20 protein-coding genes are annotated in these 20,172 nt (G+C 66.1%); 8 read left to right on the forward strand and 12 right to left on the reverse strand.

Translation table 11 applies throughout. The features are described 5' to 3' along the window. The coding region (locus tag ACT3S6_RS08040) for a DUF1990 family protein (RefSeq protein WP_444554495.1) at positions 1–212 on the forward strand (212 nt) is incomplete at its 5' end. Positions 213–240: 28 nt separating this feature from the next. Here ACT3S6_RS08040 and ACT3S6_RS08045 read toward each other — a convergent pair. Next, the gene (locus ACT3S6_RS08045) at positions 241–1,026 is read right to left on the reverse strand and encodes an AmiS/UreI family transporter (protein WP_444554496.1); all 786 of its coding nucleotides are present in this window, start codon (positions 1,024–1,026) and stop codon (positions 241–243) included. Positions 1,027–1,217: 191 nt separating this feature from the next. Between ACT3S6_RS08045 and ACT3S6_RS08050 the strand changes: the two genes are divergently transcribed. The 3 genes from ACT3S6_RS08050 to ACT3S6_RS08060 are packed head-to-tail and all read left to right on the forward strand — an operon-like array spanning position 1,218 to position 2,524. Next, positions 1,218–1,688, forward strand: coding sequence for a hypothetical protein (locus tag ACT3S6_RS08050; protein WP_444554497.1), 471 nt, complete (start codon positions 1,218–1,220; stop codon positions 1,686–1,688). Between the two features lie 6 nt (positions 1,689–1,694). Continuing rightward, positions 1,695–1,997 (forward strand): transcriptional regulator, encoded by a 303-nt coding sequence (locus tag ACT3S6_RS08055; RefSeq protein ID WP_444554498.1) that lies wholly within the window; start codon positions 1,695–1,697, stop codon positions 1,995–1,997. Next, entirely contained in the window at positions 1,997–2,524 is a 528-nt protein-coding gene (locus tag ACT3S6_RS08060) for a hypothetical protein (RefSeq protein WP_444554499.1), read from the forward strand. Before ACT3S6_RS08055 ends, ACT3S6_RS08060 begins: the two co-directional genes overlap by 1 nt. A 50-nt stretch (positions 2,525–2,574) precedes the next feature. Here the strand turns inward: ACT3S6_RS08060 and ACT3S6_RS08065 are convergent, their stop codons facing one another. From ACT3S6_RS08065 to purS, 5 genes are all read right to left on the reverse strand, one after another. After that, positions 2,575–3,381, reverse strand: coding sequence for a MerR family transcriptional regulator (locus ACT3S6_RS08065; protein WP_444554500.1), 807 nt, complete (start codon positions 3,379–3,381; stop codon positions 2,575–2,577). Continuing rightward, positions 3,374–3,910, reverse strand: a complete 537-nt coding sequence (locus ACT3S6_RS08070) for a VOC family protein (protein ID WP_444554501.1) — start codon at positions 3,908–3,910, stop codon at positions 3,374–3,376. The genes ACT3S6_RS08065 and ACT3S6_RS08070 overlap by 8 nt, the downstream gene beginning before the upstream one ends. 107 nt (positions 3,911–4,017) lie before the next feature. Beyond that, the gene (gene purL, locus ACT3S6_RS08075) at positions 4,018–6,318 is read right to left on the reverse strand and encodes a phosphoribosylformylglycinamidine synthase subunit PurL (protein ID WP_444554502.1); all 2,301 of its coding nucleotides are present in this window, start codon (positions 6,316–6,318) and stop codon (positions 4,018–4,020) included. Next, entirely contained in the window at positions 6,315–7,085 is a 771-nt protein-coding gene (purQ, locus tag ACT3S6_RS08080; protein ID WP_444554503.1) for a phosphoribosylformylglycinamidine synthase subunit PurQ, read from the reverse strand. Before purQ ends, purL begins: the two co-directional genes overlap by 4 nt. Beyond that, the gene (gene purS / locus ACT3S6_RS08085; protein ID WP_444554504.1) at positions 7,082–7,336 is read right to left on the reverse strand and encodes a phosphoribosylformylglycinamidine synthase subunit PurS; all 255 of its coding nucleotides are present in this window, start codon (positions 7,334–7,336) and stop codon (positions 7,082–7,084) included. Before purS ends, purQ begins: the two co-directional genes overlap by 4 nt. Positions 7,337–7,517: 181 nt before the next feature. Here purS and ACT3S6_RS08090 point away from each other — a divergent pair, with 181 nt between their 5' ends. Beyond that, positions 7,518–7,955, forward strand: coding sequence for a YchJ family protein (locus ACT3S6_RS08090; protein WP_444554505.1), 438 nt, complete (start codon positions 7,518–7,520; stop codon positions 7,953–7,955). On the opposite strand, the gene ACT3S6_RS08095 is transcribed toward ACT3S6_RS08090, so the two are convergent. The 3 genes from ACT3S6_RS08095 to ACT3S6_RS08105 form a co-directional block, all read right to left on the reverse strand. Further along, a complete protein-coding gene (locus ACT3S6_RS08095) occupies positions 7,952–8,545 on the reverse strand; it encodes an MFS transporter (protein WP_444554561.1) in 594 nt (197 codons plus the stop codon). The genes ACT3S6_RS08090 and ACT3S6_RS08095 overlap by 4 nt on opposite strands. A 6-nt stretch (positions 8,546–8,551) precedes the next feature. Further along, on the reverse strand, positions 8,552–11,518 hold the full coding sequence (locus ACT3S6_RS08100) for a Tn3 family transposase (protein WP_444554506.1): 2,967 nt from the start codon (positions 11,516–11,518) through the stop codon (positions 8,552–8,554). A 78-nt stretch (positions 11,519–11,596) separates the two neighbouring features. Beyond that, positions 11,597–12,169 carry a recombinase family protein gene (locus ACT3S6_RS08105; protein WP_444554507.1) on the reverse strand — a complete coding sequence of 191 codons (573 nt, stop codon included), beginning with the start codon at positions 12,167–12,169 and terminating at the stop codon, positions 11,597–11,599. 276 nt (positions 12,170–12,445) lie between these two features. Between ACT3S6_RS08105 and ACT3S6_RS08110 the strand changes: the two genes are divergently transcribed. From ACT3S6_RS08110 to ACT3S6_RS08120, 3 genes are read left to right on the forward strand one after another with little or no spacing between them, the layout of a single operon-like run. Beyond that, on the forward strand, positions 12,446–13,570 hold the full coding sequence (locus tag ACT3S6_RS08110) for a FecCD family ABC transporter permease (protein ID WP_443409119.1): 1,125 nt from the start codon (positions 12,446–12,448) through the stop codon (positions 13,568–13,570). After that, entirely contained in the window at positions 13,567–14,388 is an 822-nt protein-coding gene (locus ACT3S6_RS08115; protein ID WP_444554508.1) for an ABC transporter ATP-binding protein, read from the forward strand. The genes ACT3S6_RS08110 and ACT3S6_RS08115 overlap by 4 nt, the downstream gene beginning before the upstream one ends. Beyond that, positions 14,385–15,380 (forward strand): ABC transporter substrate-binding protein, encoded by a 996-nt coding sequence (locus tag ACT3S6_RS08120; protein WP_443409121.1) that lies wholly within the window; start codon positions 14,385–14,387, stop codon positions 15,378–15,380. The genes ACT3S6_RS08115 and ACT3S6_RS08120 overlap by 4 nt, the downstream gene beginning before the upstream one ends. Before the next feature lie 115 nt (positions 15,381–15,495). Here ACT3S6_RS08120 and ACT3S6_RS08125 read toward each other — a convergent pair whose 3' ends face one another. From ACT3S6_RS08125 to ACT3S6_RS08135, 3 genes are read right to left on the reverse strand one after another with little or no spacing between them, the layout of a single operon-like run. Next, entirely contained in the window at positions 15,496–17,202 is a 1,707-nt protein-coding gene (locus ACT3S6_RS08125) for an ABC transporter ATP-binding protein (protein WP_443409122.1), read from the reverse strand. Next, the gene (locus ACT3S6_RS08130; protein WP_443409123.1) at positions 17,199–18,908 is read right to left on the reverse strand and encodes an ABC transporter ATP-binding protein/permease; all 1,710 of its coding nucleotides are present in this window, start codon (positions 18,906–18,908) and stop codon (positions 17,199–17,201) included. The genes ACT3S6_RS08125 and ACT3S6_RS08130 overlap by 4 nt, the downstream gene beginning before the upstream one ends. Next, on the reverse strand, positions 18,895–20,172 hold the full coding sequence (locus tag ACT3S6_RS08135) for a hypothetical protein (protein ID WP_444554509.1): 1,278 nt from the start codon (positions 20,170–20,172) through the stop codon (positions 18,895–18,897). The genes ACT3S6_RS08130 and ACT3S6_RS08135 overlap by 14 nt, the downstream gene beginning before the upstream one ends.

Genomic DNA, 20,172 nt, shown 5'->3' on the forward strand with positions numbered 1-20,172 from the left:
TTCAGACCGTGTCGTCGCACGAGTTCAACCAACGTTGCTGGGCAGTACAGCTAGATGACGAGGGCACCGTCTGGTTCGAGGTCCTGGCCTACTCGAAGCCGGCCAACTGGTTGATGCGGGCTGCGGCACCGGTGACCCACCGAACCCAGGAGTGGGTGACTCGGGCCTACTTCGAATCCGCCGAACGGTTGGCCGACGGCCGCCTGTCCTGAGGATGGACCGCGGAAGAATCCCGAGGAATCAGGGGCGGGGCGCCCGGCGGCGCAGAGGACTGTTGACCACGCGGCGGGAGGATCTGGACACCGGGGGGTTCGAGATGACGATCTGGGATCCCTGTTCGCTGCGCTCGGTGCGGGCGATCAGATCCGGGAGAGTCGGGACGTCACCGCCGTCGATTTCGTCGCGGAGCTGCGGCAACGGTGGAGATTGCGGCCGACCCACACCTTGGCGTCCCAACATCAGCGAGACAAGCAGGGCGAGTGCTCCCGCCACCGCGAGGATGCCCGCCCAGAGCCAGGTGCTCTGGAAGGCGCCGGAGAGCAGCAGCAGGGCGGGGATCGTGGCCGAGAGATGGGCGATGAGCACGGTGAACCAGCCGGTGGCGGCGGTCAGCGACTCCATGCCCAGGGCAAGGACGAGGTAGAACATCAGCCACAGGATGGTCCATAAAAGCCAGATCACCCCGAAGACCGGATCCCCGACGAGGGTGAACTGCAGATAGGACATCACGACCGCGACGCCGGAGACGAACAGCGAAAACCAGCCGACCCCTTCGCCATCGAGCCCGAAGGTGATGTTGAAGGCGATGTAGAGGTAGGTGAACCCGAACAGGTACAGGCCCGAGGCGGAAAGCGTCATGGCCGGGTCGCCGCCGGACTGGGCGATGATGATGGTGGGGAAGATGACCTGCATGGCCCCGACGAAGTAGTTCATCGGGGCGGCAGCGCGTCCGGGGACGAAACCCAGCAGCATCAGGCCGTTGATGAAGAGCACGGCGCCGACATACAGCAGTCCGACGTTTCCCATGGGGAACTCCTTGTGAAGTCGTGTTGACCGGTGGAGGTCCCCGAAAGGTGGGCCAGCATTTGGCGGCGCACGCGAGGGTGGTCGATGAGGCCCATCATAGTCGTGAAACAGGGCCCGACCAACGCGAAGCCGGTGTCGCTGAAGGATGAAAATGTCTTTCCTGTATGGCAAGACAAATGTAGTCTGGCCGCATGGATTCCGATGACACCCCCAATGCGGCCCAGGCCGGGGAGTCGCTTGTAGCACTCGGCGCCGTCGGTGAACTGAATGCCGAACGCCTGCAATGCCCACCACGCTATTGGTTCCTGGTGGGCTTCATCCTTGCCGTCCTGGCCCTGGTGCCACTGGTCACCGATCTGCTGTCGATGCCGGCGGCCCTGCTGGTGCTGCCGGGAGCGATCCTGGTGGTCTTCCTCTTCGCCTCGTGGAAGCAGCCCAGCGCGGTGCGCCATATCCGCCTGCACGGTTCCATGTGGTTGCCCTTTCTGGGCGGCGTGCTGGTGGTGGGGTTCATCGGAGGAATCAACTCCGCCCTCTACGACACCCATGGTTGGTGGTGGATTCCGGTCATTGCCGCCGTGGTGTTGTTCTGCCTGGGCACGATCGGCGGACCGGCGCTGGACCGGTATTGGGCCCGTCGCGTCCGGAACCCGCGGGACTGAGCCGTCATGAGCCAGGACGGGTTCGACCCGGTGATCCACCCCCTTCCACGGCTGCGGATCTGTGCCCTGCTGGAGCCGGTCCGCGGCGAAACCTTCGGGAGGGTCCGTGACCTGCTGGGGTTCACCGACGCGACGTTGAGCAAGCACGTCCGGGTGCTGATCGATGCCGGCTATCTCGAGCCGACGAACGCGGTACGCGCGGGACGCCGTCCCGTCACCCTGGCCATGACCCGTGCCGGCAGGGTGTCCTTCCGACTCCATATCGACGCACTGAACCAGCTAGCCGAAACTCCGAAGGAGACCAACTGATGACAGGAAGCACCACACCAGCTTCGGCCGGACGGACTCCGGCCACAGTGCTCGGTCGTGCCGGGGCCAGCGGGGCTGCCGTCGGGCTCTGGTACGCACTGCCCGATTATGTGGATCGGCGCCGGTCGCGGGTCCTGGCCAAGCTGGCGATCCTTGCAGGGGCGGGCGTCGTGTTCGCCCGTCGACAGGATCCGGATTCATCGCCGACTGCGCCGTCGGCAGTGGGAACGACGCCGGGGCGCGGCCCCGGGCCTCTGGATACCGCCGGCCAGGGGCAGCTCGCAGACGAAACGGCGGGAACCAGGGCCCGCCTCAAGAACCTGAACCCCGGGCTAGTGATCGGACTGGGTGCCACGATCCTGATAGTGGGCATCGGTGCGAACATCGCCACCGAACGCTGGATCCATCGGTTCGGCGAACGCCTCAAGGCCAACGGATCCAGCCGCCCCCATACGGCCATCGGTTTGATAGCCGGGAGTCTGACCGCCCTGGCGAGCCTGGATGATCTCCCGTCTCCACGGGAATGAGGAAAGTGACGATCTCACTCGTCTAAGATCATCACTTTCCATAACGGGGCCTAGTGCCAGCTTGCGGTGTCGGGGTCGATGCCGTGGTTGCGGGCGTTGGCATCGATGCTTTGACGGAACCATGCCGCAAGGCCGGTACGGACGCCGTCGTAGTGAGCAGCGAACGCCGGATCAGACTCATACATACGACCGAGACAGACCTGCATCTGTCGGGTGAGGGAAAAGTATGAGGCCGAGAACACTGCGCGGTGACGTTCCACGAGTAGCTGCGCTTCCGGGCTGCCAGGTGTGAAACCGGCCTGCATGGACTCCCCGAGGGAACGGTCGAGGTCGGCCATGGTATCGGCGATGGATTGCCATTCCGCCGGACTACGGGTGGCTGATTGCTCGGCATACTGCTGCCATTGGGGCGTGCCTTCGTAGCGTTGGCGGGCTTGGGCCGACCAGTCAGGGTTCCACCGCGGGCCGAAGATGGCCGTCTGTTCCTGGACGGTCAGCAGCAGGCCGTGCTCATGGGCGTCGATCATTCGATCCAGTCCGGCACCGAGCTGCTGGAGATGCTCGATCCTGTCGGCGACGTGCTGGCGTTGGGTGCGCAGGGCGGCCGGTACGTCCGTCGCTGAGTCGTCGAGGATGGCACGGATTCTTTCCAATCCGAGGCCGAGCTCGCGGTAGACGACGATTCTGTGGAGGCGTTCCAAATCAGCGGCGGTGTAGAGCCGGTATCCGGTAGGCGTGCTCAGCGAGGAGCGCGCCAGGCCAATCTCATCCCAGTGGTGTAGCGCGCGGATGGTTACGCCCAGTCGCGTCGCGGCCTGACCGACGGTCAGGCCATCGGCAGAAGTTGCCTCAGGCATGCTCCTGATTCTCCCCTGGACGGCCCTCCGAAGGGGTGATCCCGATATCTTCAAGATTCCGCGCCTCCTGGCTGGCCGGGTCAAAGGGCTTGGCCGCGGTGAAGACGACCCGGGCGTTCTCTGGGGTGATCACCTCGACATCACGAGTGTTCCACGGGGTATCTCGGGGTCCCGCGACCGAGCCAGGGCGCAAGGCGCGGCAGGCTTCAACCAAGGCATTGATCTGGCCCAGGACGCCCGCGAAACTGAAGCCGATGGCCGGGGGCTGGTCTGGAATGCTCCGCGCCTGGACGAGAAGCACGTCCTGGAAGGCCCACCGGCGCAGATGTACCAGCGTGCCGGGGATGCTGAAGAGTTCGAAGAACCCGAGTCCACGAATCCAGAAGTCCACGGATTCCTCCAAATCGCACGACGGAATCGTGACGAATGCGGGCATCCCATAGATGCCGCGGAAGGGTTCCGGCGGCACCGCTTCCGGTGTGGGTACGGGTACGGGGCTGATGTCGAATGCGTTGTAGTAGTCGCTCATGTACCCCAGCCTCCGGCCTCACGCTACGTGAGGGTCAAGCCGTCGCGCGAAAACACCCGTGGCCCGGCGGAAGACCGCCGGGCCACGGGTGTCAATGAGCTAACCGATCAGAAGTACTTCGGCAGCGTGCCCTCGTGGGCGGTGCGCAGTTCCTCCAGGGTGGCGCTGAACTGGCCCTGGATGTCCAGGGAATCCGAGGCAGCATCGACGATGCCCAGCCGGACCACCGGGAAATCCCGGGCGGTGGTCATGTCCTTGAAACGGACCTCCTCGGAGCGAGGCACGGCCACGACGGCGCGGGCCTGGGACTCGGAGAACAGGGCGGTGAACACATCGACGCCGTCCCGGTCGCAGAGATCCTGCAGGGCCACCCGGGCGCCGACGCCGTAGCGCAGCGACATCTCCACCAGGGCTGCCGCGAGGCCACCCTCGGAGAGGTCGTGGGCCGCGTCGATCATGCCGTCGCGTGAGGCGTTGACCAGCAGGTCGCCGAGCAGCTTCTCAGCAGCCAGGTCCACCGTCGGCGGCAGACCGCCCAGGTGTCCGCGCAGGTTCGCGAACTCCGAACCATCCAGCTCATCCGCCGTCGTCCCCATCAGGTAGATGGCCTGCCCGTCGGCGCTGGAGTGCCATCCCGAGGGGGTGCGGCGGGCGACGTCGTCGAACCTGCCCAGCACCGCGACCACCGGGGAGGGATGGATCGGGGTGGTGCCGGTCTGGTTGTAGAGCGAGACGTTGCCGCCGGTGACCGGGATGCCCAGTTCCATGCAGGCATCGGAGAGCCCGCGGATGGCCTCGGCCAATTGCCACATCACGTCAGGGTCCTCGGGGGAGCCGAAGTTCAGGCAGTCGGAGACGGCCAGCGGGACGGCCCCGGTGGTGGCCACGTTGCGGAACGCCTCGGCCAGGGCCAGCTGGGAGCCGTGGTACGGGTCCAGGTAGGCGTACCGGCCGTTGGCATCGGTGGCCAGGGCAACGCCCATCCCGGTTTCCTCATCCACGCGGACCACGCCGGCGTCATCGGGGGACGCCAGGGCCGTGTTGCCGCCGACGTAGCGGTCGAACTGGTTGGTGATCCAGGACTTGTCGCACATGTTCGGTGAGGCGACCAGCTCCAGGACGGCATCCTTGAGCTCCTCGCCCAGGCTCGGCAGGGTGAGCCCCGCCGGGGAGGCCCTGAACGTATCGGCCTGCAGGGCGTCCTGCCAGTCGGGGCGGGCATAGGGGCGGTCGTAGACCGGTCCGTCGTGGGCGACGGTGCGCGGATCCACGTCGACGATGACCTCGTCGTCCCAGGTGATGACCAGCCGTTCGGTGTCGGTGACCTCGCCGAGCCAGGAGTACTCCACGGCCCATTTGTCCATGACCGCTTCGAAGGCCTCGAGGTTTTCCGGGGAGACCACGGCCATCATGCGTTCCTGCGACTCGGACATCAGGATCTCGCCCGGGGTCAGCGTCGGATCGCGCAGCAGCACGTTGGTCAGTTCGACCCGCATGCCGCCGTCGCCGTTGGAGGCCAGTTCACTGGTGGCGCAGGAGATGCCCGCGGCGCCCAGGTCCTGGATGCCCTCGACGAGGGAGGCCTTGAACAGTTCCAGGCAGCACTCGATGAGCACCTTCTCGGCGAAGGGGTCACCGACCTGGACCGCGGGGCGCTTGGAGGGTTTGGTCGCATCGAAGGACTCGGAGGCCAGCACCGAGGCGCCACCGATCCCATCGCCGCCGGTACGGGCACCGAACAGGACGACCTTATTGCCCTTCCCGGAGGCGTTGGCCAGGCGGATGTCCTCATGGCGCATGACGCCCACGGCCAGCGCGTTCACCAGCGGGTTGCCCTGGTATACCGGGTCGAAGACCATTTCCCCGCCGATGTTCGGCAGGCCCAGCGAGTTGCCGTAGCCGCCGATCCCGGCGACGGCCCCGTGCATGACCCGGGCGGTGTCGGGGTGGTCGATGGCCCCGAAACGCAGCGGATCCATCACGGCCACCGGGCGGGCGCCCATGGAGATGATGTCGCGCACGATCCCGCCGATGCCCGTGGCCGCGCCCTGGTAGGGCTCCACGAAGGAGGGGGAGTTATGCGATTCGATCTTGAAGGTGACGGCCCAGCCATCGCCCAGGTTCGTGACCCCGGCGTTCTCGCCGATGCCCACGAGCAGGTCCTTCTTCATCTCATCGGTCACCTTGTCGCCGAATTGGCGCAGGTGGTTCTTGGAGGACTTATACGAGCAATGCTCGGACCACATGACCGAGTACATGGCCAGTTCCGCGCCGGTGGGGCGGCGGCCCAAAACATTCACGACGTCGTCGTACTCGTTCTGCTTCAGCCCCAATTCGGCCCACGGCAGCTCGGTGTCGGGGGTTGCCGCGGCGTTCTCCACGGTGTCGATGTTGAATTGCTGGCTCATTTGGTGCCTCCCACCAGGGTGCTCAGGACGGAGGAGAAGAAGCCCAGGCCGTCGGTTCCGGTGTGTGCGCCGGCGGCCGTCGTGGGGCCGAATCCTGCCTCGACCGCGTGTTCGGGGTGCGGCATGAGTCCGACGACGTTGCCGGCGGCATTGGTGATGCCGGCGATGTCGCGGCGCGAGCCGTTGGGGTTCCAGCCCACGTAGCGCAGGGCGACGCGGCCTTCGGCCTCCAGGGCGTCCAGGGTCTTCTCGTCGGCGACGTACTGCCCGTCCTGGTTCTTCAGCACCACGGTGATCTCCTCACCGGCGTCGTACTGGTTGGTCCACGCCGTGGTGTTGTTCTCCACCCGCAGGACCTGGTCCCGGCAGAGGAACTTCAGGTGGTCGTTCTTGATCATCGATCCGGGCAGCAGATGCGATTCGGTGAGGATCTGGAATCCGTTGCAGATGCCCAGCACGGGGAGCTTGGCCTCCGAATTCGCGGCGTCGATGATGCGGGACATCATCGGGGCGAATCGGGCGATGGCCCCGGCGCGCAGGTAGTCGCCATAGGAGAAGCCACCGGGGATGATGACGGCGTCGACGTCCGCGAGGGAGTCGTCTCCGTGCCAGAGGGCCACGGCTTCGGCGCCGGCCAGCCGCACGGCACGGGCGGCGTCGCGGTCATCGAGGGTGCCGGGGAAGGAGACGACGCCGATGCGGGCGCCGTTCAGGGTCGTGTCCGGCGCGCTGTAGTCGCCGATCAGGGGCAGTGAATCGTTGCTCATGCTTCGGTGACGACCTCGACGTTGACCACGTCTTCAATCACCGGGTTGGAGAGCAGGGTCTCGGCCGCGGTGCGGGCCTGGGCCAGGATCTGATCGGTCACCTCGCCGTCGACGGTCAGTTCGAAGCGTTTGCCCTGACGGACTGACGAAAAGGCGTCGAAGCCCAAACGGGGCAGTGCGCCCACGATGGCCTTGCCCTGGGGGTCGAGGATCTCTGGTTTGGGCATGACGTCAACAACGATGCGGGGCATCCGGGGTCTCCTGTGCGCGAGGTGGTTTGAGTACGCCTGCGGAGGTGCCGTCTCACGCCGGGCTGGAGGCGCTCCGCGAGCTTGCCCGATCAGTCTACCGGGTTCGGCGGGGCCCGCGGCCCGGGGTGACCCACCCCACGTATCCGCGTGAGGGTCCACGGTTTGCCCCTAGGCTGGGGCCATGGATGAGCAGCAGGATGCCGGTGCCGATTTCCCCGTGCTGGACGCCGATGCGCGCTGCCCCTGCCTGTCGGGCGAGGTCTTCGGCGCCTGCTGTGGGCCGGTGCACGCCGACCGTGCGGCAGGAGGTCCGGGGGCGGCGACGGCCGAGGCCCTGATGCGTTCGCGTTATAGCGCCTTCGTCACCGGGGACGCCGCCTACCTGCTGGCCAGTTGGCATCCCTCGACCCGGCCGGCGGAGCTGGACTTGGACCCGTCGATGAGCTGGCGGCGGCTGGACATCGTGGACACGGTCGCCGGAGGCCCCTTCGAGGGCACCGGGATCGTCGAGTTCGCCGCGCATTACCGCCAGGACGGCCGGCGCGGCGTCCAACGCGAACGCAGTACCTTCCTGCGCGAGGACGGACGCTGGTTCTACCTCGAGGCAGTGGCCGGCTAGGAGTCCTGTCCGGTCTTCCCGGCCGCCTTGGCCGTGGCCTTCGCGCGCCAATCGTCTTCGATCTCCTCCAGGGAGCGTCCCGCGGTTTCGGGGATGCGGGTGAGCACATACCAGAGCCCGAGCGCCGAGAGCAGGGCGAAGAGCAGGAAGACCACCCCGCCGAACTTCTCCAGGGCGACGGGGAAGGCGGCAGCGAAGATCGCGTTGAACAGGTATTGGGTGAACGTGATGACCCCGACGCCGATGGCGCGCATGCGCAGTGGCAGGATCTCCGGCACATAGAGCCAGAACACCGGGCCCAGGCCGAACCCGAAGGAGAAGGTGTAGACGAAGACCGCGGCGATGGAGAGGTATCCGGCGTCGGGGAGCAGCCACAGCCCGACCATGGCCACGGCCTGTCCGGCCATGCTCAGGGCCAGCATCTTGATCCGGCCCAGCTTGTCGATCAGCGGCAGGGACACCCCGGTGGAGATGACCAGGGCGATGCCGACACCGTAGTTGGCGACGGCCCCGGCATTGGAACCCATTGAGGTGATGTCGGCGAAGATGATCGGCGCGTAGTAGGGGTGGCTTGTGAAAAAGTGAAATATCCGACGCTAAGGTTTTGCCGGGCGCCGTAGTGGCCTGTATTTGCCGGGTTTGATCTTGTTGGTGCGTGGCCAGGTGTAATCGCCGGTGAGGTTGATGTGTTCCCAGCCCAGAGGTGAGAGGAACCGCAGCAGGTCAGGATCCGTGGCCTTGCCCTCCTGATTCAAGGTGGTGATGGTGCGGTCGAGGTAAACCGTGTTCCAGAGAACGATGGCCGCGGTGAGAAGATTCAGCCCTGACGCCCGGTAGCGCTGCTGCTCGAAGGATCGGTCGCGGATCTCTCCAAGACGGTTGAAGAACACCGCGCGGGCCAGGGTGTTTCGGGCTTCTCCCTTGTTCAGCCCGGCTGTGACCTTGCGGCGCAGGTCGGGATCTTGGAGCCAGTCGAGCAGGAAGAGAGTTCGTTCCAGTTTGCCCAGTTCCCTTAGTGCGGTGGCGAGTCCGTTTTGGCGTGGGTAGGCGCCGAGTTTGCGCATCATCAAGGAGGCGGTCACGGTGCCGGTCTTGATGGATGTGGCCAGGCGGAGGATTTCATCCCAGTGCGTGGTGATGGTCTGTGTGTTGATGGTGCCGCCGATCAGCGGCGCCAAGGTGGCAAGCTCTAGATCGTTGGTGGGTGTGTAGAGGCGGGTGTCGCCGATGTTGCGGATCCGGGGCGCGAACCGGTATCCGAGTAGGTGCATGAGGGCAAAGAGGTGGTCGGTGAACCCTGCAGTGTCGGTGTAGTGCTCCTGGATCGCTAGGTCGGCCTCGTGATACAGCAGCCCATCCAAGACGTAGGTCGCGTCGCGGTCACCGACATTGATGAGTTTGCTGTGGAAGGGCGAGTATTTGTCTGAGACATGCGTGTAGATCATCCGTCCGGGCTCGGCCCCGTATTTCGGGTTCACATGCCCGGTGGATTCGGCATGGCTGCCGGCGCGGAAGCGCTGCCCGTCCGAGGACGAGGTGGTGCCATCGCCCCAGTGCGCCGCGAAGGAGTGTGCGTGCTGGGTATTGACCAGCTCGGCCAGGGCGGCACTGTAGGTTTCATCCCGGATATGGGAAGCCTGCTGGCGGTCCAGCTGGGCGTAAGTGACGCCGGTGCATGACTCGGACATCTTGGTCAATCCCAGGTTGATTCCATCGGCCAGGATAGCGGTGAGCAGGAGCTGCTTGTCCTTGGAGGGTTGGCCGGACTTGAGGTTGGTGAAGTGGCGGGTGAAGCCCGTCCAGCCATCGACTTCCATCAACAGGTCGGTGATCCTGATTCGCGGGAACATGGCGCTGGCCCGGTCGATCAAGGGTTGCGCTTGTTGTGGCACGATCGTCTCGAGCGGGGTGATCTTCACGCCGTTGGCGGTGATCAGCACCCCGGGCAGTTCATCACGGGAGGCCAGAGCGTTGACTTGGTGCAGCCTTTCGCTGAGTAGGGCAAGACGGTCCTTGAGATATTCTTCGCCGCCGGTGGTGGTGACCAGGGGCAGTTCCCCGGCACTCTTCATCAGCGTGTAGCCGGAGCCTGCCAACAGGTAGTCATTGAAGTCTCGAAATTGCCGGGAGCCGGTGACCCACATGTCTCCGGACCGCAGCGCATTCTTGAGCTCCGCCAGGGCGCAAAACTCGTAGAATCCGCGGTCTATGCCGTTCTCGGTGAAAACCAGAGGCTTCCACCTGGCCCGGATGAATGACGTGGGTGCATCTTCGGGGACCTTTCGGGCATTGGTGGTGTTCATGGTGCGGATGACCTTGATCGCGGCCAGTAGGTCTTGCGTCGCGGGGGCTGCTTGGAGGTCAAGGACGGCCAGAAATGCCGGCGTGTAGCGGCGGATCGTGGTGAAGTGGGCACTGACGAGTGCGAGGTGGTCCTCGAGGGCTGGCCGGGTCAGGTCCTTGGCTTGGGCGATGCTTTCAGCCAAGGATTCCCACCCGATAGCTTCGTCAATAGCAGCGAAGGGATCCTCACCGTTCTCCTTGGCTGCGATCAGGGTATCGCCGAGCTTGGAATGCAGGCGCATCATGGCTGCGACGGTGGCACGGGAAGCCAGGGTGTTCTGGTTTTGTTTGTTCCGGGCGGTGCGAATGATCCGGCCAATAATTCGGTCATGTAGATTGATGATTTCGTCGGTGACCGTAGCCATGCTTTCCACGGACATGGCGAACAGGGTCGCGTGCCGGCGTCCGGGCTCGAACTTGGCCAGGTCTGCCGCGGTCATCGATGCGCCCTCGCGGGCCAACTTCAGCAACCTGTTGCGATGCACCAGTTTGCCGGCGTCCCAGGGCAGACCAAGAGCATGCCAGGCCGTGAGCCGGTCGATATGCTCGTTCATCGCCCGTGCGTTGGGTCGCAGTGGTGCTTGCCTCAGCCAGCCGATTTCGGTCAATGAACTATCGGTGCGGCGAAGCAACAAACCATCCAGACGACGTCGGTGCTCCAAGGAGAGATGGTCGCACAACGTGGTGTGGATTCGCCGATTCGCCCGGGTCAGGGCCTGCGCACAGGCCCTTTCGATGATCCCGATTCCGGGCGAGGCAATCTTCCTTGAGCGCAGGAAGTCCCGCGCGCCTTCGACCAACACAAGGCCTTTGTCTGTTTGTGTGGCAACCTCGCCCACGTGTTCCACGAGCTGGCGAAAATCCGCGATTCCGAACGTGGACATGCCCAGATACGCGCGGATCTCCCGTCCGTGTTCCTGCCGTGTTTCGCCACGTGTCCCATACTCGTCCCAGGTGTCGGTCTGAATGCCTAGCCGGGAGGCGATCCAGGAAACCAATTCAAGGGGAACATCAGTGTCTTCGGCCAGCGCGATACCCGGGTGTCGCAGCAGGCACAGCTGGATGGCGAAGCCCAGCCGGTTGGCATCTGCACGGCGTTGGCGAATCAACGACATGTCCGCTTCACTCAGTGTGTAGTGGGCAGCCAGGTCCTCGGAGCCGGTGGGAATTTCAAGGACTTGGCCGCGTTCGGCAGTCGTGAGCAAGGAACGAAGGGCCATGTCAGAAATCCTTGTTGGTTGGAAGGCGGCGATCTACTGACTTGTCCTCGTGCTGCTGCGGAGCGCCACGCCCGCGAGTCATGGTTTAGCTAGATGCCGGTAGATGGTGGGACGGCTGACGCCGAATTCCTGGGCGATCTGCTCGACGGTATGGGCACGTTTCCCATCGGCATCCTTTTCCTCATACATTTCCCTTGCCAGCTTCACCTGACGGGGACCGAGCTTTGGTTTCTGCCCACCAGTCCGCCCACGTGCCCGCGCGGCGGCCAGCCCGTCACGGGTCCGTTCGGACATCAACGCGTGTTCGAACTCGGCGATCGAACCGATGATCTGAAAAAACATCCGCCCGGCGGGTGTGGAAGTATCGACGCCCTGGTCCAGGACCACCAGGTCCACGCCGTGCTCCTGCAGCGTTTTGGACAGGTCGATGAGGTTTTCCAAGGACCGTCCCAGCCGGTCCAGCTTGGTGACAACGAGCTGATCACCGGACCGGTTGGCCGAGAGCAGCGCCTTGTCGAGTTCGGGCCTGCGGGCGAGTTTCCCCGAGGCGGTGTCGAGGTACACCTGGTCGCAGCCGGCCGCGCTCAGGGCATCGTGTTGGGCTTCGGGGTGTTGATCGCGTGTTGAGACACGCCCGTATCCGATTCGCATAACCAGAATGTATCACCAACCCGGTTGAGCGTTACATTGCCGAGTACACGGCAAGCGTTACAAAATCAGCCGCGGGAATCCGCGGGCCAAGAAACCGGAAGCAGAGTGTCTCGCGAACGATCGTTTCCGGGCGCGTGGAAAATTAGTGCTGGATCGTCTGCCAATTCTTGAGCCATCCCCAGAGATTGAAAGTGGCAGTCGCACTCCCCTTGGGTTCGGAGGTGGCAACCCACTGCCACTAATGATAATGAGTATCATTAAGGTAGTCTGTGAAGCGTGAACACTTCTCCTCGAACTGCGCTGGACTCGCCGCGCCCCGCAGCTCCTTCCCCGCAACTCCCGTCGCACCGGCCCGCCGTCTGGCGGCGGCACGGCACCACGGCAATGCTGTCAGCCGGCATCGTGCTGGTTATCCTGTTCTCCGCGAGCACCGGGCCGCTGTCCACTAGCCTGCTGGAATCGGCGAAGATCATTGCCGGGCACCTGGTTCCGGGCATGGCATGGATGAGAGACGGCTCCATCACCGTCTCTCAGGACCAAGCCGTCTGGAACTTCCGCCTGCCGCGCACGCTGCTGGCGGGCATTGCCGGGGCCTCCCTGGCCCTGGCAGGTGCGTTGTTACAGACCAACGTCCGCAACCCGCTGGCCGAGCCCTACATCCTGGGCGTCTCGGCAGGCGCCGGGGTCGGCGCGGTGCTGGCCATCGTGGCGGGATCCACCGCCGTGGCCGGGCTCAGCCTGAACGCCGCGGCCTTCCTGGGTGCCGCCGGCGCCACGGTGCTGGTGTACCTCCTGGCGAAGCAGGGCGGGGTGATCGCACCCTCCCGGTTGATCCTGGCCGGCGTGGCTCTCGGCTCACTGCTGGCTGCAATCACCAACTTCCTGACCATCACCACCGAGGCGCAGAACGTCTACAGCGTGCTGTTCTTCCTGCTCGGCAGCGTTTCCGCCGCCAGCTACGCCCAGCTGGTGCTGCCCGGAATGGCACTGGCAGTGGTCGCGACCTACGCGATGACCCGCTCCCGGGCACTGAACGCCATGCTGGCCGGGGACGAGACGGCGATCGCGCTGGGCGTGAACATTACCGCCATGCGCCGGACGCTGCTGCTGGCCACAGCCCTGCTGACCGCCACCACCGTGGCGGTGTGCGGCGGGATCGGCTTCGTGGGACTGGTGGTCCCGCATGCGGTGCGCATGATCGTGGGCTCGGACCACCGCCGGATGCTGCCGCTGGTGATCCTCGGCGGCGCATTCTTCCTGATGCTCACCGACCTGCTGGCCCGCACTGTGGCCCAACCTGCCGAAATCCCGCTGGGCATCCTCACCGCCGCGGTCGGAGCCCCCTTCTTCCTCTGGCTCATGCGCACCTCCGGCGCCGGCGCGGCGGGGGTGAACCAGTGAACGTCTCCTTTGAAAACGTCAGCGTCGAGATCCGCGGCCGGAGGATCGTGGACAACGTGTCCCTGGCAGTGCCCTCAGGCACGGTGCTGGGCATCCTTGGCCCCAACGGCTGCGGCAAGTCGACGCTGCTGCGCACCCTGTACCGCGCCCAAAAGCCCTCCTCGGGTGTCGTACGAGTGGGCGGGGACGATGTCAGGAACCTGGACGGACGCGAGGTGGCTCGGCGGATCGCCGTCATGGCTCAGGAGTCCACCCAGGAATTCCCGATCACGGTCCGGGAGATGGCGATGCTGGGCCGGGTGCCGCACCAGCGCGGCTTCGGCGCCGACTCGACCGCGGACGTCGAGCTCGTCGAGACAGCCCTGCGCGAGGTAGGTGCCGCACACCTGGCCACCCGCTACTTCACCGGGCTCTCGGGAGGAGAAAAGCAGCGTGTGCTGCTGGCCCGGACCCTGGTGCAGCAGACCCCGCTGCTGGTGCTTGACGAACCCACCAACCACCTAGACATCGCCTTCCAGCTCGAACTCATGTCCCTGGCCACTTCCCGCGGACTCACGGTGCTCACCGCCCTGCATGACATGAACCTGGTTACCGAATTCTGCGACCACGTGGCCCTGCTGCGGGGAGGGGAATTGCAGGCCATTGGCCGCCCGGACGAGGTGCTGGATGAAAACGCCATCCGCACCGGATTCGGCGTGGACTCGGCCCGGATCGAGCACCCGCTCACCGGCAGGCCGCTGATCGCCGTCGCCCGACTCACCCCGGGGGCACTAGAACAAGCCATCCACCACACCGAACCACTCAAGGAACACGCATGAACAACAAACCCCTGCTTCTCATTTCCGGCCTGATACTGGGCGGCACGCTGCTGGCCGGCTGCGGCCAGTCCGTCTCCGCCTCCGCTCCGGCACCAGCCGCGGACTCCGCGAAGACCATTGAAAACTGCGGCCGCACGCTGGACTTTGCCGGAGTGCCGCAGCGCGCGGTGGCGATGACCCCTGGCCAGTCCGAGATGCTGGTGCGCCTGGGGCAGGCGGAGAAGGTCGTGGCCGAGGCCCAGACCAAGGGCGGGGCACTGATGCCGGAACTCGCGAACCTCGGCATCGCCACGCAGCTGACCGAACAGGGGCCGCCCTCGAGGGAGGTGCTGCTGGGCGTTGCCCCGGACCTGGTCTATGCGCCCACCAGCTACGAGTTCACCGCCGAGCAGGGTTTCGCAAGCATCGACCAGCTCGAGGCGGCAGGCGCGCAGTCCTACATTGCCACGGCCGGCTGCGCGGAGCGCCGCGGCACCGCCGAGGTGGCAGACCTGCTCACCGACATCGAAAACCTGGGCAAGGTCTTCGAAGCACCGGATCAGGCAGCGGCCCTGGCTGCCGAGGCAAGGGACGTGCTGGATGACGTCGCGCAGCGGGTCGCCACAGCCGAGAAGCCGTCCGTGGCCGAGCTCTTCGTTGAGGGCAACACCGTTTCGGCCATCGGTGCGGGCATCGAGTACAACATGATTGAGATCGCCGGGGGCGAGAACGTATTCAGCCCCGATGACAAGGCATTCGCCCAGTTCTTCTCCTCGGTCATTTCCCCCGAGACACTGGTGGCCAAGAATCCGGAGGTCATCGTGTTCACCACTCTTGATCAGGCCCACGAGAAGGCAACCCGCGATTTCCTGCACACTAGGTTCCCGCAGCTGGACGCCGTAAAGAACGACCGCCTGGTGGCCATCGACTCCAGCGACGTCATGCCGGGCTCCTGGGGCAACATCCATGCGGTGCAGCAGATCGCCCAGGGACTGCACCCCGAGGCGTTCTAGATTCCGCAGCACCACCCAAAATGCCTTCGGGGCCAACCAAGTGGCTGGCCCCGAAGGCATTTGCGTCTCCCAATGCTCCGATGCTCCCGATGCGGCGATGCTCCCGATGCCGGTGCTATGTGGGCTGGGCCTGGGGCGCGCGGTGCAGGTCCGCCAGCTCGACCCGGCGGTCGCAACGGGCCAGCGTCGATTCCCGGTGCGAAATCGTCACGACGGTCATGTCCCCGGCCAGCTGCTCCACAGCATCAAGCAAAAGTGCTTCGGTGGCGGCGTCCAGGGATGCGGTGGTCTCATCCAACACCAGCACGCTGGGGTCCAATAGCAACGCCCTGGCCAGCGCCATGCGGGCACGCTCTCCTCCCGAAACACCGGCCCCGGCCTCGCCGATGACCGTGTGGACGCCCTCTGGCCAGCGCCCGGCCTCCAGCCGGAGCCCGGCACGTCCCAGGGCATCCAGGGCCAATCCCTCGGTGGCCCCGGGGACTGCCAGCTGCATGTTTTCCAACAAGGTCCCGTGGAAGATCGTGGCGTCCTGCTCCACCAGGGTTACCAGCGAGCGGAAGTCGTGGAGGTCAATGGAAGCCACGTCCACGGCCGCGCCGATGCGCGGAACCAGCCCGATGCTGCCGGCATCCGGGGACCACAAGCGCACCAGAAGACGCGCCAGGGTGGTCTTTCCGGATCCCGAGCGGCCCGAGATGCCCAAGTGCTCCCCGGGGGCCACCGAAAGCCAGGTGGGTTCCAGCACCGGGGTGCCGTCGCCGTAGGAGAAACACGCGCCGCGCACCTCGATGCCCAGCGGTCCCGACGGGGCGAAGGAAAGCGTCGGGGCTGCGTTCGGGCCCTCGGCAGGCATGGCGATTCCCTCCAGCACCCGCGCCGCGCTGGCACGGTGGGGCTGTAATTGGGTGAGCACCGCAACGGCCTCCATCAGCGGGGAGAGCAGCGTGAGCGTTCCAGCGACCAGGGCCGGGATCCACAACCTATCCAGTCCGGGCTGGTTCCAGGCCGCGAGGAAGACGGCGACCAAGATGCCCAGCGAGCACAGTTCGCGCACGCTGGCGGCGGCGGCTTCACGTGACTTGAGCCGCCGTTCGGCCCGGGCCACGGTCCGCGTTGCCGCCGCGAGCTGCCACTGGACCTGTGCCTGTAGCCCGAACCCGAGGATTTCCCGGGAACCGGCGAGCAGGTCAACTGCCAAGGCAGACTGATCGGATTTGGCCCGCTGCACTTCCTCGCCCAGCCGGGCGTTGGCGCGCTGCCAGGGAAGGGTGAGCAGCACCAAGGCTGCAAGTCCCACCACCAGCCCGGCGGCCAGCGCCACGTCGATCCGCAGCAGCACCGCGGTTCCACCCAGCAACAGCACCACGGCCGAGGCCAACTGGGTCAGTGTGTGTGCGTAGAAGAACTCGAGCTTTTCCGTATCCCCCATCGCGGTGGCTGCGAGCCGCCCGGTGTGCTGTCCAGCTTTGCGCGAAGGAACCCCGCGGGAAAACCCGTCAAAGAGTGCCATGCGCAACGCCGCGAGCACCCGGTAGGCAATCGAGTGCGACAAATCCATCTCATGCCAGGTGAGCACCGCACGCAGCAGCACCGCCACTGCGGCGGAGATCCACCATCGTGTGGACGCCAGCTGCCCCTCGACCAGGGCCAGCGTCACCGCATAAGAACCGGCCACCGCCAGGAAAACCAGGGCCAAGTTGTTCGCCAGGCCCACCACCCCAGTCCAGGCCAACGCCAGACGGTGGGCGGACAGATGCGGAAGGAGACCCCACAGGGGATCGGCCCGGCGTAACGTCGTGTCGGTTTTATGCGGGTTCATGGTGCCTCCGGGGATATGGTCGTGACGGTTTCGCTCAGGGTGCCCTCGCGCAGATACAGCACGGTATCGGCGGCGTCCAGGGCCTCGGTGCGGTGGGCGATCATCACCACGATGCGGTGCCGAGCCTCGGCGCGCAGTGAATCCATGAGCTTGACGGCCAGCCCCGAGTTCAGCGCCGAGGTGGGTTCATCGAGCAGCAGCACCGGGCGGTCGGCCAGAATGGCGCGGGCGACGGCAAGGCGCTGGAGCTGGCCGCCGGAGAGCGAATGCCCTGCCTCGGCCAAGACGGTGTCCAACCCAAGGGGCCAGGACTCGAGCTCGATGCCCAGCCCGGCCGAGACCAGTGCGCTGCGCATCGTCTCGTCGTGCGCCCCGGGCCGCACTGCAGCGAGGTTTGCCCGGATGGTGCCGGGGAACAGGTAGCTGTGCTGGGAAACCACGCTCACGTCATCCGGTTGCAGTGGCCGACCGTCCAGCAGGCATTGGCCCTCGGCGGGGAGAAACCCGAGCATGATGTCGAAGAGCGTGGATTTCCCTGCACCCGAGGGACCGGCCAGGGCAGTGATCCAGCCGCGGCGAATGCTGGCGGTGGCCCCGTGCATCACCCAGGGAGATTCGGGTCCGTAGCGGAAGGACACGTTCTCTAGCGTCAGGGTGTGGCCGTGGCGCCGCCGATCACCGGCCGCGGCGCCGTTCGCCGCTGCGGCATCGGCCCGGGGCTCGGAGGGTGTTGCACCCTCGGCGCCGATCGCCGCATCGATGCTACCCAGGGCGGAGATGCCCAGGTATCCGGAGTGCCATTGGCGGGCCAGGTCGCGGACGGGCCTAAAGACCTCCGAGGCGAGCATGAGCGTGAAAAAGGTGAGGGCCGGGGAGGTGCCGAGCCCCGCGGGCAGCACCCCGAGGACATCCAGGGCGGTCAGTGCCGCGGCGGCCAGCAAGCCGGCCTGGATCCCGAGGTCGGCCAGTGCGGTGTCGGCCAGCGACACCCGCATGGTGGCTACGGTGGCGCGGTGCAGCGCCTCGGAACGTTCGTCCAGCCGGGCCCGGAAGCGCGGGAGTGCATCGAGGATCTTCAGCGTGCGCATGCCCTGCAGCGCCTCAAGGAAGTCGGCACTCAACGCCTCGTAGGAATCCCAGTGCGTGGCGCCGCGCCGGGCCAGGAGCCGGCCCCACAGCCGCGGGGCACCCACTGCAACCACGACGGCGGCCAGCAGCGCCGCAGCGAGCATCGGGTTAAGTATTGCCACTGCGGCCAGCAGGATCGGGCACAGGATCTGCAGCTGCAGTGCATGCGGGATGTAGGCGGTGACGTATGGTTCCACGCCGTCGGCCCCCTCGCTCAGGGCCAGGCGGCGCGCCCCGCTGCGCTCGGTGTTGTCACGCAAGCGCTCCGGACGCAGTAGCGCCGCGGCCAGGGTGGCGCGCAATTCCAGGCGCACCGCGGTGCCCAGTCCGCTAGCCAGCCGGGTCTGGACTTGCTGCAGTGCAGCCCGCAGCAGCCCGCAGCCGAACACGGCCAGCAGGTCCCGAACCACCTGCGCCGCTGAGTGCCCCTGGCCGGGCAGCAGCCCGGCCAGCGCGCCGGCCAGGAACCATGCCTGCACCCAATAGCTGGCGGAGCCCAGGCACACGATGGCGGTGAGCGCGTTCAGTCTCCGGTTGTGGCCGCGGGTCAGGGCCTTCAGGCGCTTATTGACCAACATGGGTGTTTCCTTCCGATCTCTGTGCCCGGAAACCGAGCGCGTGCAGCGTGGTGAACCCGTCCCGGGTCCCAGTCCAGCCGGCTACTGGCCGGAAAGTGTGTTCCCGGCCGGTAGCCAGGGAAGAATAGAGCAGGTGCGCGGCGGCACCGGCGGCCCACCACATGGCCGCTTCGTCGGGTGCCGCGCGGGTGCGAAGGAGCAGTATCCCGTCCAACGAGTGGACCCATTCCTGTCCCGCGCATTCAAGGTGTAACCCCCTTTTGGCAATGTCTTCCTGGCCAAGGACCACGACGTCGCACCCGGCAGGTGCCGGCAGCGGGAAGGCCCCCAACAGCCGTCGCCACACGCCCCAAGGTACCCGGCGCACCGGGTGCGCGAGATTGGGAATCGGCGAGTGAATCGGCAAGCTACGCCGACGCAACAGCTCAACCGTCCCGAGCACCGCCCCTGGCGTCAGGTCGTATGCGTGCTCGGGGTGGCGGAGCCCCGGTCCGGCTGCCCAGTGCTCCACCGAAGCAACGGTGCGTGGTTGCCGCTGCGGGCATGGCTGCGGCCGACCGGCAGGCCCCGCGGCAGCCATGCCCCACTGGGCCAGGCTCGGCAGTTCATCCCCGGCGCCAACAGCCAGGGCAGCCAAGGCCAGCTCCGGTGCGGTGTCCGGCCAGCGCCCTTGCCACGCGGCGTAGTCCGGCAGCCTGGCGACGGCAGCCAGGGTTGCTGGGTCGGCAGTGAGCCACCGGCTCTTCAGCCCGCGGGAGGCCGCATGGCGGGACACGCCCAGAAGCGCATAGGCGGTGTCAGCCAGCAGCAGCGGTAAGGCACGGTGGTGGTATCTGGCCGCGGTGCGCTGCGGCAGCACGCTGAAAACGAGGATGGCGCCGGCCATGGCGGGCGCGGTAGCGGTGCGGCGGTGCGTGGTGGAATCCTCCGCGTTGTAGGCGTGGATTCCCGGCGGCACGTCGCAGCAGGTGCCGCAGAGCAGATGCACCTGTACCGGATAACACGCCCCGGCCGAAGGGATCGCTCGTTGCGGGATGGTCCCCTGGGCCCCGGTGGCGGGATTCGTGTGCACACCGCGGGCTCTCCAGAGCGTGTCGAGAACCTCGGCGATCGGCACCGAGGCGTCGGCAACCGCGTGGTTTGCGCCAGCGGGGGTACCCCAGGTGTTCTGGCGGGGTCCTGGGCGCGTCATGGATCCAGGCATGTGCTCGGACCAGGCGGCGGTGAATTCCCGGCCGTGGTGCGGATTGCTATCGGGTGTCAT

This window comes from Arthrobacter sp. AOP36-C1-22 (genome assembly GCF_052377515.1).
Taxonomy (GTDB): domain Bacteria; phylum Actinomycetota; class Actinomycetes; order Actinomycetales; family Micrococcaceae; genus Arthrobacter_H.